This is a genomic window from Corallococcus sp. AB018 (assembly GCF_003986945.1).
Lineage (GTDB): Bacteria > Myxococcota > Myxococcia > Myxococcales > Myxococcaceae > Corallococcus > Corallococcus exiguus.
In genome coordinates, this window is the sequence record NZ_RAWR01000013.1 from 12,748 (window position 1) to 27,933 (window position 15,186).

Here is a 15,186-nt window from a genome sequence, read left to right on the forward strand (position 1 = left end):
GGTGTTCCATCCGCCGGCCGGAAAAAGCACCGGCCCTTCCCCCACAGGAGATGGAACATGGCTGTCCTGCACCGCGGACTGCGGCTGGGTATGGCATTGCTCGCGAGCTTCACGGCCCCCGCCTGCGGGCCGGATGCACCGGCCGGTGCCGCGCTGGAGGTGGGCGAACAGGAGCTGGAGGCGGCACGGTCACCCCTGCCGCCCCTGAACCGCGAGGCGCTGCGACAGGCCATCGCGGGCCTGCCGAACGCGGAGGTGACCGGCGCGCTGGTCCGGGTGAGCGGCGCGGATGGGCGCTGGCTGGGCACGTCCGGCGTGGCCGACATCCGCACCGGCGCCCCGGTGCCCGCGGACGCGCACTTCCGCATTGGCAGCATGACGAAGACGTTCACGGCCATCGTCGTGCTGCAGCTCGCCGCCGAGGGGCGCGTGGACCTGGACCAGCCCGTCCAGCACTACCTGCCGCGCCTGCTGCCCGCGGGCGTCTACGCGCCCATCACCGTGCGCCAGCTGCTCAACTTCACCCACGGCCTGCCCGGCGTGCCGGTGCCGCAGAAGGACCCTGACTGGTTCTTCGAGAACCGCTTCCGGCGCTTCAGCCCCCGGGAGCTCCTCTCCCTGACGCTCCCCCAGGGCCCCCGCTTCGCGCCGGGCACGCAGCAGGAGTACGGCAACATCGGCTACCTCGTGGCGGGGCTGCTCATCGAACAGGTGACGGGCCGGCCCTACGGGGACGCGGTGCGAGAACGCATCCTGCGGCCGCTGCACCTGAAGGACACCTTCGTGCCCGGCAACGACGTGACCCTTCCCGGGCGCCACACGCGTGGCTACGAGGAGGTCGCGCCGGACGAGACGGGCTGCTCGGCGGGAGCCATCGCCTACGGCGAGCGCTGCCTGGTGGACGTCACCGAAGCCAGCCAATCCGTGCCCTGGGCCGCCGGAGAGATGATCTCCACCGCCGAGGACCTGGACCGCTTCCTCGTCGCGCTCTTCCAGGGCAGGCTGCTGCCACGCAAGCAGCAGGAGGAGCTGTTCACCGTCCCGGACCTGCCCGCCGCGGGAGGCGGCCGCGCCAGCTACAGCGCGGGCCTCAGGCGCCACGACATCGACGGCGTCATCTTCTGGGGCAAGACGGGCGACCGGCACGGCTACAACAACGGGATGGGCGCCACGCGGGATTTGCGCCGGCGCCTCATCTATTCGGTCAACACGCTCCACATGGGAGGGGACCAGCCGGACATCGCCGCGCGGATCATCATGGCGGCCCTGCAGGGGCCCTCCCGGCCATAGGGAGTTGGGGCGAGATGGGGTTAGCCTGCCACGTCACATTGACTGGAGGCTCCCCTGCCAACGCTCGACAAGCCTGTCCTCATCGGTCGTTCAAGCTCGCATTTCACGCGCATTGCCCGGCTCTTCGCGGCGGAGCTGGGCGTCGACCATTCCTTCCAGGTGGTGCGGAACCTCCTGTCCACGAACCCGGAGGACTATGGCGGCAACCCCGCGCTCCGGATCCCCGTCCTGAAGACAGCTCAAGGTGTCTGGTTCGGCGCGCTCAATGTCTCCCGTGAGCTGTGGCGGCGGTCGAATCCCAGGCTCCGGGTGGTGTGGCCGGAGGACCTGGACGTGCCCCTGCTGGCGAACATGCAGGAACTCACCCTGCAGGCCATGGCGACAGAGGTCACGCTGGTCATGGAGAAGATGGCTGGCGCCGGAGAGGGCACGACCCACGCACGCAAGCTTCGTGAGTCCTTGCTCAACATGATGGCGTGGTTGGAGGAGAACGCGAGTGCCGCGCTGGCCGCTCTCCCGCCCGAGCGGGACCTGAGCTACCTGGAGGTCACGCTCTTCTGCTTCGTGACCCATCTGGAGTTCCGGGACGTCCTACCCACGGCCTCCTATGAAACGCTGAACCGCTTCTGTCAGCAGTTCGCACAGCGTTCATCCGCCAGCGCCACCCCGTTCCGCTTTGATGTCTGAGAGCACCCGGGCTTCGCTGCGAGGGCGAGTCTCGTATATCATTGGGGAGGTCCCTAGACAGGAGACATCGCCATGGGGGGTGTACGCGACGACGGCGAAGCCGTAGGCCGTGTGGGAATCATCCAGTGGGATGGGGCTTCCGAGGTACGACTTCGCGCGACACGGAGCACCACCGAGTCAAACATCGTCCAGACCCTGCCCTTCAACACGACCGTCCAGGTCATCCGACGATGGAAGGATGGCTGGGCAGAGGTATCCACCCGTCATGGGCAAACGGGATTCGTTGCCTCCGAGTACATCTGGACCCACTTGCCCGAGCCCAGCGCGCGACTGCATCGGGTTGAAGCAGGCGTGCCCGGAACCGCCATTGCCATCGCGGAAGCCTATTACGGCGATCTGGCCTCCCAGTGGGGTCAGGACCTGCGCTTCTTCGTCAATGTCCTCGCACACACGAACCGCCTGGCGGTGCCGTCGGGAACGACGGGGTGGCGTGAAGTGCACTTTCGCAGCGACACGTTGATCTGGGTTCCGGGGCGTCACTTCGCCCAATCCCTATCGGATGTCGTCAACTCCGGCTCCCGATCCTTCAATCTCGCCACGACGTTGGGATCCACTGTCGCGCGCGTCACCCAACTCTGGGATGACTTCCATCGCGCGGTCGCCCTCTCCACGCGGTATCTCAGCGAGTCCGTCACGCGGCACACGGAGAAGATCCTTCAAGACATCGTCATGGCGTTGGCCGAGATGGTGCTGGGCGGGATCGCGGTGCTCGCGGTTTCAACCGCGATCGGAGCGGGAATCGGAGCGCTGGCCGGCGGAGTCGGCGCCGCACCAGGAGCAGCCGTCGGATTCGAGATCGGCCTCATCGTCCTGGAGTGGCTGGGACTGGCCATGTTGCTGAACTGGCTGGTGGAGTCCCTCTGGAAGGTCGCCAAGGCATTCCACAAGTTCATCGGCACGGTGTGGGAGGCGCGGGGGAGCGCGGCCGCCATTGATCGCGCCGCGCGCGAATTCGCAGAGGCCGTCGCGACCCTGGTCGGCGCCATCATGGAAGGCGTGATCATGCTGGCGATGTCTCGCGGGGTGTCCTGGATGGTACGCGCGCTGCGCGGGACAGCCCTCGCGCGCAAGCTGGGAGAAGCCCGGTTGGCAAACTGGCTCAACAAGCGCCTTGATACCTTTCGAGAGCGGCGTGCGGGGCGTCCGCGAGAGGTCATAGGTCAGTTGACTCAAAAAATAGTCGACGCCCGCTATTTTCGGGGAGTGGACCTCGTTCAGCGAACGCGCAAGGGGCGCGACATGAGACTGGGAGAACTCGACGGAATCGACATGCAACAGAGGTTGCTCATCGAATACAAGTCGGCTCGAAGGCTTCATCGATCAACCCCACCGCGAGATCCGGCGGACTGGGCCAACGAGATGATCTACGAAACCACCGTCGGTCGCATTCAGGCGCTCACACAAACTGCGACCGGCACACGGCCAACCCAGACGGGCTCTGCCACAGTCCCCACCCTCGCGGAGATCCAAGGCTTCCGGCGCTTGCAATTCCGCATCGACGCGGACACGCCAGGATTGCGTGCTGGTGTGGAGGCTGCGCTGAAAAAGCTCCGGTCAGCGCATCCTGGCTGGACGTTCGAAGTGCGCTGGGGCATTGACTTCCGGTTGCCGCCCCTCCCTGACTGGGCCATCGTCGGCCATCACCAAGAGCTCCACTGATGTCCGTCGCCATCCTCATCAAATTCAAATCGACAGACCGGGCTCCCCTCTACATCTCGGTAGCCACCCAGGGGGAGTACCATGGTGTGTGGCTTTCCGCGGCGGAGAAGCTTGGCCTCAAATGGGTGCCACTGTTCGAAGATGGCCCTGTTGTGGACGTGAGCGATCTACCTACCCTGCTGGATGAGTTCCGGCAGCTTCGGGACGCGTTGGCAGGGAGTCCGAAGAATGATGCGATTCTTGAACATATCGATTTAATTCTGGAGGAGTTCAGCAGGCTGGACCTCACCGAGGTCTCCAGAATCTCAATTGGTTGATGGCTGAGTCCGTCCTGACGCTACGGCCGTCGCGGTGTCCTCTTCCTTCGCGCGCCCATCGCGCCTGACGCTGCGCCTCGCAGGAGGCGGCGGAAGGTGGGGCACTCCATGTGATTCGGCGCGGGGCAGGCCGCGGCGTGTCGCAGGCTGTCGCGCATCGCGCTCAGCTCGCGGATCGTCTTGTCCAGCTTCTCCGCCTGGGTCGCGAGCATCCTCCGGTCGATTCGCGGCCGGCCGTCCGGCGCGAACATCAGCGCGATCTCATCGAGTGTGAAGCCCGCGGCGCGCCCCATCGCGATCAGCGCCAGCCGCTCCAGCACCTCGGGCCCGAACAGGCGGCGCAGCCCCCGCCTGCCGATGGAGGCGATCAGCCCCCGCTCCTCATAGAAGCGCAGTGTCGAGGCCGGAACGCCGGAGCGCTTCGCCACCTCCGTGATGTTCAATTCAGTCATCCTCTTGACCTCAAGTCGACTTGAAGTGGCACCCTGCGGCTTCTGGTTCTTGAAGGCAAGCAGGAGGATCTCCCCATGGATGACACGCGCCAACCCGAGGATGAGCAGACGAAGCTTTGGAATGGCACCGCCGGACGCGCCTGGGTCGAAGCGCAGGCGGTACTTGATGGAATGTTCAAGCCGATTGAAGACCTGCTCGCCGAAGCAGTCGTCACAAGCTCCGCGCGCCAGGTGCTCGACGTCGGTTGCGGTACGGGCAGCACGACACTCGCCGTCTCGCGGCGGCTGGGCCCGAAAGGCCACTGCACCGGCATCGACATCTCGGAGCCGATGCTGGCCGCCGCCCGGGCCCGCGCCGAACAGGAAGGCACTCCGGCCAGCTTCATCCAAGCCAACGCGCAGCTGCACGCCTTCGAGCCCGCCAGCTTCGACATGATCATCTCGCGCTTCGGCGTCATGTTCTTCGAGGACCCCGTCCGGGCCTTCGCGAACCTGCGGCATGCCGCGAGGAATGACGCCGCACTCCTGGCCATCGCGTGGCGGAGTCCTTCGGAGAATCCGTTCATGACGACAGCCGAGCGCGCCGCGGCGCCGCTCGTGCCGAACCTCCCTGCCCGCCGGCCGGACGCGCCAGGGCAGTTCGCCTTCGCGGATTCGAACCGGGTCCACCGCATCCTGGAGGAGAGCGGCTGGGCCGGAATCGACATCCGGCCCATCGATGTCACCTGCACCCTGCCCGAGAAGGAGCTGGTCAATTACCTGACCCGGTTCGGTCTCCTCAGCAGGGTCCTCCAGGAGGCGGACGACCGGACTCGCACCCAGGTCATCGAAACGGTCCGCGCCGCGTTCGAGCCCTTCGTGCACGGGGCAGAGGTCCGCTACACCGCTGCGTGCTGGAAGGTGGGGGCCAGGGCGTCAGCGAGCCCCTGATCACGGACGGCGGCGGAGGCCCATCGGCGCTTCCTTCGTCTCCTTGCAGGTGGCCCCCTGGGCCTGGGCCCTGCGGACCCGCGCATCGCAGTGCTGCCACGCCCCCGCGGGTGTGGCCATGCTCCCGCCGAGGTGGACCCCGCACGAGGGGGTGTGTCCCCAGATGTCGCCACTCGTCCAGTAGAGGAACGTCTCCGTCATCTCTCCCGGCCGGGCGCACTCGACGTAGTGAGTCTTGCCGTCCGCCTGGAAGAACGCACTCGTCGTCGCGTTGGGGACCTCCTTCTTCGGCGGAAGGACCGTTTCGAATCGCGCCTGGAAGCCCGCCACCCGGGTGCCATCGGCCGCGAGCCGGATGGGCGGTGTCACCGGCTGGCCCGCGAACTCGTCGAAGAGCCCATCCACCACCACGGACCCGTCCGGCATCGCCGCCACCATCCGGAGGAAGCCCGCGGCATCGGGACTCCGCTTCACTTCCGCCGCCGCCTTCCGGTAGCGCAGTCCCGCGCCGAGCCCCTTCTGGAACCGCGCATCCACCGAGCCGTCCGCCTTCAAGCGCACCAGGCCCGGAGCACGCCAGGGGCCCTCCGGCGGATCCACGGCGGGGATGTTGTTCTGGGCGAGCACGAGGCTCCCACTCGGTCCGAGCCCCATCTGCGGCACGCGCATGAAGCGGCCCTGGGGGTATTCCCCCTCCTGCCGGAAGGTCTTGTAGGTGGGGTCGAGCCGCCCGTCGGACGTCAGACGCATGACGTCCGCGCGCGTCTCTCCCTGGACGACGTTTCCCACCCCGACGACCGAGCCGTCTGGACGGGGGGCGATGAGGCTCAACTCGATGCCGCCCTCCCCCTTCATCGCCCAGGAGATGAGAGGCGTGTTGAAGCGCGGTTCAGGCCTCCACTGCGCGTCGAGGGCGAGCACGGGAACCTCGGACCGGATCCCCTCGGGTTGGAACCGGCCGCTCAGGAAGAGGCCTCCGTCGGCCCGGGCACGGACCTGCTTCAACACATACCAGCCCAGCTTGAGCTCCTTCAGGACCGAGTCGAAGCGCTCGGCGCGTTCGAGGGTGCCCTCGGGGGTGAAGCGCAGCAGCCACAGCGGCACCTGCTTCAGGTAGGTCTCGTCTGGCGTTGACGCCGCGACGATGAGCCGCGACTTCGCATCCACCTCCGCGGTGATGATGAACGACGAGGCGCCCACCTTGTCGAGCAGCGCCTCGCGCACCTTGCTGTTGAAGGCGTCGGCCCTCGCCCCCGCCGCCGTGTGGCGGACGAGCTCATGGGCCACGGGCGCGGGCCCACTCTCGCCTCTGGGAGCCTTCTCGTCGCGGGAGCGATACGTCGCGATGTAGCCCCCGGAAGGCACGGCGAGCAGTTGCACCAGCTCCTTCATGCGGTCCCGGTCGGACGCGGCTTCGAGCGCCACGGAAGCCGGCGACGTGGCGCGCTTGCCCTGGGCGTCGATGACCACGACGCTGCCCACGGGCTCGCCGTTCAATCGATTGCAGGTGTGCCCCACCACGCCCCAGGCGCCCTTGGGCGAGGGGAGGACGGCCACGAGCTCGCAATCCCCATTCGGCTCGTGGAACTGGTCATTGGGCGACCAGATTCCGTCCTCCTCCGCGAAAGCCCCACCGCCCAGTGCGAGCACAAGCAACACCGTGCCCGCGTTCCTCAATGCCTGCATCGTGCGCTCCCGTTTGACTCAAGGTCGCACCATGCTGCCACGCCGCGTGTCCCCCTGGAACTGACGCGCGGGTGAACGCTTCAATCGGGCCAGTTGCCTTCCATGGGATGCGGGCCGTCCGTGAAGGCGCGCACCAGGTGGGTGCCACCGACGAAGGCGCCTGCCCATGAGCCGCCCCTGCCTCCGAAGGACTCCTCACGGTCGCCACGCGAACGCAGCGCGTTGATGCCCACCTTGAAGGCATGGAGCCGCTTGGCGATGCGCCGGGCGAGCTCCGGGTCGTCCGTCGCCACCGAGGCCACGAGCGCGCCGTTGGAGACGTTGGCCTCCCGCAGCAGCTCCTCTTCGGAGTCCACCGACACCAGGATGTCGACGGGGCCGAAGGGTTCGCGCAGGTAGAGCTCACTGTCACGCGGGATGCCGAACAGCAGCACGGGCGGCAGGTATGCACCGCGCTCCTGCCGAGCGGTGAAGGCGTCCTCCGCTAGCATCCCCTGATGCAGCACCTGAGTGCCCTGCTTCACCGCCTCGGCGATGAGGGCGCGGAGCTCCTTGGCCTTGCTGGGGGAGATGAGCGGCCCGAAGTCCACGTGCGCCCCCAGGACCGGATTGCCGACACGCAACGCGGAGACGGTATCGACATACGTCCGGACGAACTTCGGTACGAGTGACTTCTCGACGACCCAGCGGGTGTAGGCGGTGCAGCGTTGCTTGCCGAAGTCGAAGCCCGCGCGAATCTGTTCGCCGAGCCCGTCCCAATCCGTGAAGTGCGTGATGGCGTAGGCGTTCACGCCCTCCATCTCCAACGCGTAGCGCTTGTCCGTTTCACGCAGGCGGCGGTGGACCTCGCCACCGTTGGCGCGGCCGCCAATAAAGGCGACGCCCGCGATGTGGGGATGGCCGACGAGCGCCTCGGAGAGGTCCCTTCCGCGTCCACCGACGAGCGAGACGGGAAGGCCCGCGCGGCGCAGCAACGCGAAGGCGAGCGTGAGTGAGACGCCGCCGCCCTGGGTCGGAATCTTCGCGATGACCGAGTTGCCCGCGAGCGACTGCACGAGCACGTTGAGCAGCAGGACGGAGAAGGGATAGTTCCAGGAGGCGATGTTCGAGACCAGGCCGAGCGGCTTGCGGCCATCGATCATCCGGTCCATCTGCTCCAGGTACCACGCGATGCCCGCGAGACACCGGTCCACGTCGTTGGAGGCCGTGGGCAACGTCTTGCCGATGTCCCACGCGAGAATCCGGACGAGCAGATCCCGGTGCGCATGCAGCAACACCACCGCCTCCGCGACGACACGGGCGCGGTCATCGAGCCGACGGGCCGCCCAGGGCGCGAACTCCGCCGCTGCCTGCTCGACCCCCGTGGCGACCTGGGCGGCGCCAAGCAGCGGCAGCTCCGCGAGGACGCTGCCGTCAATGGGCGAGATGGCATTGAACCAGGCAGGCGGCTGGACCCACTTCCCAGCGACGGGAGAGAGCAGCCGGCCCTGAGAGTCGAAGGCTTCCGGCACGGCCCTCCGGGCCTCGGCCAGCAGGATGCGACTTTCAAGACGACGAAGGGGCTCGCCAACACGTTCGGTATCCAGCATGGGTGCTCCTCCTCGCGCGTTGACGCGCGCTGAATCCATTGAAGCGCCGGCACATGACAAGCTGCGGCATGAGCGCAATATCGTCATGCACGCCCCGTCTGTCTGGGGAGGCAGGCAAGGGCCCGTCGGACGGGATGTGCGCGCCCTGAAGGCGAGCAGCACGGGCGCTTTGTGAATCCGTGACGCCGCTGAAGGCTCGGCGCGTCACGCATGCGTCCTGGACAATTGCAGCCGCCATTCAAGTGATTGCCACGCGTGCGGAGGGCGGCCACGCTCGCGGCACATGGGACACAAGCGGCTGATGAGGATTGGCGTTGTTGGCGGCGGAGCCATGGGGTGCGGCATCGCACTCGAGCTCGCCATCGCCGGCAGACACGTGGTGCTCTTCAACAGGCAGGCGGAGAGCAGCGAGGCAGCGCGCGTGAAGCTGGAGCGCGACGCCGCGCTGCTGGTGGAGACAGGGATGCTCGGCGCGGAGCAACGCACCACCGCGCTCGCGCGCATCCATCGCACCACGGTGCTCGCCGAGGCCGCCGTGGTTCAGGACCTGGTCATCGAATCCATCCCCGAGGACCTGGCGCTCAAACAGCAACTCTTCAAGGAGCTGGACCGGCTCGCGTCACCGGACACCCTGCTCGCCACCAACACCACCGCGCTGAGCGTGACAGCCATTGCCCGCGACTGCGCGCACCCGGAGCGTGTCCTCTCCGCGCACTACTACCTGCCCGCGCACCTGGTGCCGCTGGTGGACGTCATCCCTGGCGAGAAGACCTCACCCGACGCGGTGGAGACGGTGCGGCGATTCCTTGAAGAGTCGGGCAAGTCGCCCGTGGTGTTCGCGAGGGACGTGCCGGGCTCGGTGGGCCCGCGCCTGCAGCAGGCGCTCATTGGCGAAGCCTTTCGAATCGTGCAGGAGGGCGTGGCCACGCCGGAGATGGTGGACCGCGTGCTCACCCAGGGCATCGGGCGGCGCCTGGGTGCCTCTGGCATCTTCGACCGGCTGGACCTCGTGGGCCTGGACTTCATCACCAACGTCCTGCGCGGCTCGGGGCGCCCGGTGCCGCCGGTGCTCGCCCAGAAGGTGGACCAGGGCGAGCTGGGTCTGAAGACGGGCCAGGGCTTCTATCCGTGGACGCCAGACAGCGCCGCCGCCTTCGAGGAGCGCATGGCCCGCCACCTTATCACGCAGCTGAGCGAGGACCGGGCCGCGGGCCGCCTCCCCACACCGGAGTCCGGGGAATGAGCGCTGACGTCGTGCTCGTGGATCCCGCGGCGCTGTCGGACTTCATGGCGGACGCCGTCCGGGAGTACAGGGCGTGCACGCCGGAGCTGCCGCCGCGCAGTTGGGCCGTGCTGCTGGGGCGCTTCACGGACGACGTGATGCACGTGGAGCGCGTGGGCTTCGCCACCAACATCCGCGAGACGGACGACACCGTGCGCCAGGAGTTCGACGCGGCCATCATCCCCCGCTTCGGCGCCTGCTACGCCAATGGCCGGCGCGGCTACTGGTGTGAGCCCCGCGAGTTGCTGCGCATCACCGCCGAGGCCGAGGCCGAGGGGCTGGAGGTGCTCGGCTCCATCCACCTGCACCCGGACTGGCACCGCATCGGCCCGCCCCACGAGCGTGGCCTGCGCGTCAGCCAGGAGCCCACGCCCATGGACCGGCATCTGTTCCAGGGCAGCGGCTGGCCGCTCAACATGATCCTCTACCTGGAGCGGAGAGAGGGCAGGCTCTACCACTCGCTCGGAGCGTGGGCCCCACCCGACGACGCTGAGTCCGCCACGGGCTGCCGCGCGCTCTCCATCCGCATGCGCACTCCGGAGAGGGGCTTGAGGTAGCGGCAATGACAGTCACCTCCTCCCTGCTGACGTTCCTCGTGGCCGCGGGCATCCTCGCCATCACTCCCGGGATGGACCGCGTGACGGGGTGCGTGCTCATCGCGTTCGGCGCGAAGCTCGCGCTGTCCCGTCGCTAAAAAGAAGAGCCGCCTGGGGCATGTGCCTCCAGGCGGCTCAACCAACGGCGCTGCTTCAGCCCTCGCCTACGTGGCGGCGTCGGGCGCCTGCTGGAGCTCCGGTGCTTCGCTGGCGGCCACGGTGCGCGTCTTGGCGATGAGCAGGTAGATGGCCGGCACGAAGTAGAGGGTGAAGAGCGTGCCCAGCGCCATGCCCGTCACCAGCACGAGCCCGATGCTGTTGCGCGCCGCCGCGCCCGGTCCCGACACCAGGACGAGCGGGAAGTGGCCCGCGACCGTGGCCACCGTCGTCATCAGGATGGGACGGAGCCGTTCGGAGGCCGCTTCCTTCACCGCCTCGAGCTTCGACTTGCCCTCCTCCTGGAGGCGGTTGGCGAAGTCCACGATGAGGATGCCGTTCTTCGCGATGAGTCCCACCAGCGTCACCAACCCCACCTGCGAGTAGATGTTGAGCGTGGTGGTGAAGCTGTCCGTGAAGTACGGCATCATCGGGTTCGGCATCCGAAGGAACGTGGTTATCAGCGCGCCGAAGAGCGCCAGCGGCACCGACCCGGCGAGGATGATGAGCGGATCCCGGAAGCTGTTGAACTGGGCCGCGAGCACCAGGAAGATCAACACCACCGCCAGCCCGAACGCCGGAGCGAACGAGTCGCCTTCCGTGCGGAGCTGCCGGGACTCGCCCGTGTAGTCCATGCGGTAGCCCGCGGGCAGGATGCGCGAGGCCTCCGTCTCCAGGTAGGTGAGCGCCTCATCCAGCGGACGGATGGCCACGCCGCTGAGCTTCACCGCGTTGAGCTGCTGGAAGCGGTTGAGCGACCGGGGCGCCACCTTGTCCTGAATGGACGCGATGGCCGACAGGGCCACGAGCTTGCCGTCCGGACCGGTGACGTGGATGTCCTTGAGCTGCTCCGGGGTGAGGCGGGAGGAGCGAAGGACCTGCGGGATGACCTTGTAGCTGCGGCCGGCGATGTTGAACCGGTTGACGAAGTTGCCGCCCACGGCGGTCCCCAGGTCCTGGCCCACGGTCCCCAGGTTCAGGCCCAGCTGCGCCACCTTCTCACGGTCGACCTCGAGCTCCGACTGGGGCTGATCCAACTTCACGTCGATGATGGGCGGGAAGGCGAACATCCCGCTCTGCGTCGCCTTCTCCTGGAGTTGCTGCGCGAAGCCCAGCAGCTCCTCCGCCTCCGCCGTGGACGCGATGACGAACTCCACCGGGAAGTTGCCACCACCCGGCAGCGCGGGGGGCTGGAGGGTGAAGGTCTGGACCGCCGGGATGGTGTTCACCCGCTCCTGCGCCTCCGCCAGCACCTGCGCCGTGGTCCGCTGGCGCTCCTTGTACGGCTTCAGCACCAGGCCCCAGAAGCCGTTGCTCGGCTGGACAATCTGGAAGTTGAAGCTGGACTCCGGCATGTCCATCAGCAACTCGCTCGTCTTGGTCACGGACGGCTTGAGCTGATCCAGGGTGGAGTTGGACGGAGTGCTCATGATGCCGATGACGAAGTCCTGGTCCTCCACGGGCGCCAGCTCCCGGGCCGACTGGTTGAACATCACCAGGGCGAGCACGCTCAGGAAGATCCACGCCGCGTAGACGGGCCCGCGGACGAGCAGCGAGCTGTCCAGGGAGCGGGAGTACGCGGCCCGCAGACGCTCGAAGCCGCGGTTGATGACGCCCGCGAGCCCCTTGTCCTCGTGGCCCGCTTTCAGGAGCACGGAGGACATCATCGGGGAGAGCGTCAGCGCCACCACGCCCGACAGGGTCACGGCTCCGGCCAGCGTGAGCGCGAACTCGCGGAACAGCGAACCCGTGAGGCCACCCTGGAAGGCGATGGGTGCGTACACCGCGGCGAGCGTGAGCGTCATCGCGATGATGGGACCCACCAGCTCGCGCGCGCTCTTGATGGCGGCGTCCACCGGGCGCAGTCCGTCACGCAGATGGCGCTCCACGTTCTCCACCACGACGATGGCGTCGTCCACGACCAGGCCTACGGACAACACCACCGCGAGCAGGGTGAGCAGGTTCACCGTGAAGCCGAACACCTGCATCAGGAACACCGTGCCGATGAGCGACACCGGAATGGCCACCACCGGCACCAGGATGGAGCGCACGGAGCCCAGGAACAGGAAGATGACGATGACGACGATGATGAGCGTCTCGATGAGCGTGCTCACCACCTCGTCGATGGCGTTCTGGATGTAGTCCGTGCCGTCGAAGGCGACGCCGCCGTGGATCTGCTCGGGCAGGTCCTTCTTGAGCGAGTCCATCTCCAGGCGGATGCGCTGCATGACGTCCAGCGAGTTGGCGTTGGGCAGCGCCCAGATGCCGACGAACACGGCCGTCTTCCCGTTGAGCGTCACGTCGGTGTCGTAGTCCTCGGCGCCGAGCACCACGTCCGCGACGTCCGACAACCGGACCACCGCGCCCCCATCCTTGCGAACGATGAGCTGCTTGAACTCCTCCACGGAGCGCAGGCCCGTGTTCGCGGTGAGGTTCACCTGGACGAGCGAGCCCTTCGTCTGGCCCACGGCCGCGAGCGAGTTGTTCGTGGCGAGCGCCTGGCGGACCTGGATGGGGCTGACGTTGAGCGCGGCCATCTGGTCCGGCTTCATCCACACCCGCATGGCGAACGTGCGCGCCCCGAGGATGTCCGCGCGCTGCACGCCCTCCACCGAGGACAACCGGGGCTGCACCACGCGCACCAAGTAGTCGGACAGCTCGTTCTGCTCGAGGAAGTCAGAGGTGAAGTTGAGGTACGCGACGGCGAACTGGCTGTCCGCGGACTCGATGCCCATCACGGGGACCTGGGATTCGGGCGGAAGGTCGCCACGAACCTGGTCGACCTTGGCGCTGATTTCACTCAGGGCGCGGTTGGCGTCGTAGTTGAGCTTGAGCCGGGCGCGGATGATGGAGACGTTCTGCGAGCTCGTGGACTCGACGTAGTCGATGCCATCCGCCGCGGCGATGACGCGCTCCAGTGGCGTGGTGATGAAGCCACGGACGAGCTCCGCGTTGGCGCCGACGTAGACCGTGGTGACGGTGATGTCGGCGTTCTCGCTGCGCGGGTACTGCCGCACGTTGAGCGAGCGCAGGGCCTGCAGGCCGGCGATGATGATGATGAGGTTGACGACCAGCGCCACGACCGGACGCCGGATGAAGAGGTCGGTGAAGTTCATGGGTTCGCCTCTCGCGGCCCTACGGGTTCACCGGCAGGGGAGCGACCTCGACGGGCGGCGCCAGCGCGTTGTTCACGACGACGGCCATGCCGTTCTTCAGCTTGAAGACGCCGCTGCTGACCACCGTCTGCCCGGGCTTCAGGCCGGACGTCACCGCGACGTAGTCACCCCGGCGCTCTCCCAGCCGCACGAACTGCTGCCGCGCCAGCAGGGCCGCCTTGCCCGCGGCGTCCTTGCCCTCGGAGAGGGTGAACACCGAGTCACCGTAGGGGGCGAAGAGCACGGCGGTGGCGGGAATGGCCACCACCTGCTCGCTGGCGTCGGAGAGCACCTCCACGCTGGCGAACATGCCCGGAAGCAGCCGGCCGTCCGCGTTGGGCACGGTGGCGCGCATGCGCACGTTGCGGGAGGACAGCTCCACTTCGGGGTTGATGGTGGTGAGGTCCCCTTCCCAGGACTCGCCCGGGAAGACGTCGACGCGCAGGCGCACCTTCTGCCCCTGCTTCACCTGGGCCAGCGCCTGCTGGGGCAGCTGGAACTCCACGAGCGCGGGGGTGGAGGACTGCAGGGACGCGATGGGGTTGCCCGGGGAGACGAGCTGGCCCAACTCCACCTGGCGGATGCCGATGCGGCCATCGAAGGGGGCGCGGATGGTCTTCTTGGCGATGAGGGACTTCAGGTGGGCCACGGTGGCGGAGGACTGGAGCGACCGCGCGCGGACGGCATCCAGGTCCGACTGGGTATTGGCGCCCTGGGCGTTGAGCTTCTCGGCGCGCTCGCGGTTCAGCCGCGAGAGCTCCGCGTCGGCCTCGGCGCCGGCCAGCTGGGCCTGCTCGCTGGAGGTGTCGAGCTGAACGAGCACCTGGCCCTTCTTCACCGAAGCGCCGTTCTCGAAGCGGATGTCGTTGACGACGCCCGGCAGCTCCGCGCTCAGGGTCACGCCCCGAAGCGCCATCACGGTGCCCACGGCGCTCCGGGTCCCCTGCCAGCCGAAGGACTCCGCCTGGGTGGACGTGACGGACTCAGGCGGCAGCACGAAGGTCTCACCGGCGTTGATCATCGAGACGATCTGGCCCGCCTTCACGGCCACGAGCCCCGCGAAGACCGCGAGCAGGAGCACCACGCCGATGATCCACCGCTTGAGGCGGCTGGCGCGGGGCGGTGAGGAGAGAGGCACTTCAGGAGCGGAGGCATGCATCTGGGGCACCCACGGGCTGACGGGAGCAGCCGTGTCAGGGAATGCGCCGCCCTGTAGCCGAACCGCCGCGCGTTTGCGCCCTTGAAAATCTGTTCAGGTTGTGACCACTCCCTGGGTTGGTTTCGCGCGCTCTTTTTCGAGCGCACCCGTAACGTGGCCGTTACGGGC

General features: G+C 67.7%; 13 protein-coding genes. 8 read left to right on the forward strand and 5 right to left on the reverse strand.

The window, feature by feature from the left end; genetic code table 11:
- Positions 1 to 57: 57 nt before the first annotated feature.
- From D7Y11_RS04825 to D7Y11_RS04840, 4 genes are all read left to right on the forward strand, one after another.
- Positions 58 to 1,290: a serine hydrolase gene (locus tag D7Y11_RS04825; protein ID WP_126933137.1), complete on the forward strand. Its 1,233-nt coding sequence runs from the start codon at positions 58 to 60 to the stop codon at positions 1,288 to 1,290.
- Positions 1,291 to 1,449: 159 nt separating this feature from the next.
- A complete protein-coding gene (locus D7Y11_RS04830; RefSeq protein WP_306770413.1) occupies positions 1,450 to 1,977 on the forward strand; it encodes a glutathione S-transferase domain-containing protein in 528 nt (175 codons plus the stop codon).
- Between the two features lie 72 nt (positions 1,978 to 2,049).
- Entirely contained in the window at positions 2,050 to 3,696 is a 1,647-nt protein-coding gene (locus D7Y11_RS04835) for an SH3 domain-containing protein (RefSeq protein ID WP_126933139.1), read from the forward strand.
- On the forward strand, positions 3,696 to 4,013 hold the full coding sequence (locus tag D7Y11_RS04840) for a hypothetical protein (protein ID WP_126933140.1): 318 nt from the start codon (positions 3,696 to 3,698) through the stop codon (positions 4,011 to 4,013). Before D7Y11_RS04835 ends, D7Y11_RS04840 begins: the two co-directional genes overlap by 1 nt.
- Positions 4,014 to 4,033: 20 nt before the next feature.
- Here the strand turns inward: D7Y11_RS04840 and D7Y11_RS04845 are convergent, their stop codons facing one another.
- Positions 4,034 to 4,465 (reverse strand): helix-turn-helix domain-containing protein, encoded by a 432-nt coding sequence (locus D7Y11_RS04845; RefSeq protein WP_126933141.1) that lies wholly within the window; start codon positions 4,463 to 4,465, stop codon positions 4,034 to 4,036.
- Between the two features lie 75 nt (positions 4,466 to 4,540).
- Here D7Y11_RS04845 and D7Y11_RS04850 point away from each other — a divergent pair, with 75 nt between their 5' ends.
- Entirely contained in the window at positions 4,541 to 5,395 is an 855-nt protein-coding gene (locus tag D7Y11_RS04850) for a class I SAM-dependent methyltransferase (RefSeq protein WP_126933142.1), read from the forward strand.
- Here the strand turns inward: D7Y11_RS04850 and D7Y11_RS04855 are convergent, their stop codons facing one another.
- Positions 5,396 to 7,081, reverse strand: a complete 1,686-nt coding sequence (locus D7Y11_RS04855) for a hypothetical protein (RefSeq protein WP_126933143.1) — start codon at positions 7,079 to 7,081, stop codon at positions 5,396 to 5,398.
- An 80-nt stretch (positions 7,082 to 7,161) separates the two neighbouring features.
- Positions 7,162 to 8,670, reverse strand: coding sequence for an aldehyde dehydrogenase family protein (locus tag D7Y11_RS04860; protein ID WP_126933144.1), 1,509 nt, complete (start codon positions 8,668 to 8,670; stop codon positions 7,162 to 7,164).
- Positions 8,671 to 8,953: 283 nt separating this feature from the next.
- Here D7Y11_RS04860 and D7Y11_RS04865 point away from each other — a divergent pair, with 283 nt between their 5' ends.
- The 3 genes from D7Y11_RS04865 to D7Y11_RS44925 are packed head-to-tail and all read left to right on the forward strand — an operon-like array spanning position 8,954 to position 10,646.
- Entirely contained in the window at positions 8,954 to 9,913 is a 960-nt protein-coding gene (locus D7Y11_RS04865; RefSeq protein ID WP_126933145.1) for a 3-hydroxyacyl-CoA dehydrogenase family protein, read from the forward strand.
- The gene (locus D7Y11_RS04870) at positions 9,910 to 10,509 is read left to right on the forward strand and encodes a hypothetical protein (RefSeq protein ID WP_126933146.1); all 600 of its coding nucleotides are present in this window, start codon (positions 9,910 to 9,912) and stop codon (positions 10,507 to 10,509) included. The genes D7Y11_RS04865 and D7Y11_RS04870 overlap by 4 nt, the downstream gene beginning before the upstream one ends.
- A 5-nt stretch (positions 10,510 to 10,514) precedes the next feature.
- On the forward strand, positions 10,515 to 10,646 hold the full coding sequence (locus tag D7Y11_RS44925; protein ID WP_255431020.1) for a hypothetical protein: 132 nt from the start codon (positions 10,515 to 10,517) through the stop codon (positions 10,644 to 10,646).
- 66 nt (positions 10,647 to 10,712) lie between these two features.
- Here D7Y11_RS44925 and D7Y11_RS04880 read toward each other — a convergent pair whose 3' ends face one another.
- The gene (locus tag D7Y11_RS04880; RefSeq protein ID WP_120574986.1) at positions 10,713 to 13,820 is read right to left on the reverse strand and encodes an efflux RND transporter permease subunit; all 3,108 of its coding nucleotides are present in this window, start codon (positions 13,818 to 13,820) and stop codon (positions 10,713 to 10,715) included.
- A gap of 19 nt (positions 13,821 to 13,839) precedes the next feature.
- Positions 13,840 to 15,018 (reverse strand): efflux RND transporter periplasmic adaptor subunit, encoded by a 1,179-nt coding sequence (locus tag D7Y11_RS04885; protein ID WP_120574987.1) that lies wholly within the window; start codon positions 15,016 to 15,018, stop codon positions 13,840 to 13,842.
- Between the last annotated feature and the right edge of the window lie 168 nt (positions 15,019 to 15,186).